The organism is Cloacibacillus sp., assembly GCA_036655895.1.
GTDB lineage: Bacteria > Synergistota > Synergistia > Synergistales > Synergistaceae > JAVVPF01.
In genome coordinates this window covers 1-654 of record JAVVPF010000139.1, presented here as the reverse complement: position 1 = coordinate 654, position 654 = coordinate 1, and the positions used below count along the sequence as shown (strand labels likewise).

The window sequence follows — 654 nt, the reverse complement described above, 5'->3', positions numbered from 1 at the left end:
TCAGGTCGGCTACGCATCGTCGCCTTGGTAAGCCATTACCTTACCAACTAGCTAATGCGCCGCGGGTCCATCTCATAGCGGATTGCTCCTTTAATTGCTGCTTCATGCGAAGCTGCAATGTTATGCGGTATTAATCTTCCTTTCGGAAGGCTATTCCCCTCTATGAGGCAGGTTACCCACGTGTTACTCACCCGTCCGCCGCTAATCCGTTTCCCGAAGGAAACTTCATCGCTCGACTTGCATGTGTTAGGCACGCCGCCAGCGTTCGTCCTGAGCCAGGATCAAACTCTCAATAAAAAGTTTAATCTTTTCACTCATAAAACTTACTTTAATAAAAAGAATTGCTGGTTTTAAATGTTATTCTATATATTCTGTTCAATTTTCAAAGACCATTGTGTCGTTGCCCTTAAGCAACTTGTTTATCTTACCATGTGTATCAAATCTTGTCAACAACTTTTTTGAATTTATTTTCTAATTTCAATTAAGTTATATTTTCTTGCGATTACTGATGTCACACAGCTGATGTATATCATTATATACTGTTTTTCGACACCTTTCGACCAACTTATTCCTATATTTATACATTATTCTTTTAATGCTCTATTTTGCTCCAACTTTCTCCATTTAACTACTATAAACACACTAGGCTAAGTG

1 rRNA gene is annotated in these 654 nt (G+C 38.8%); it reads right to left on the bottom strand.

Annotated elements, in window-relative coordinates:
• A 16S ribosomal RNA gene (locus tag RRY12_13360) occupies positions 1-297 on the bottom strand; the annotation flags it as partial.
• Positions 298-654 lie beyond the last annotated feature (357 nt).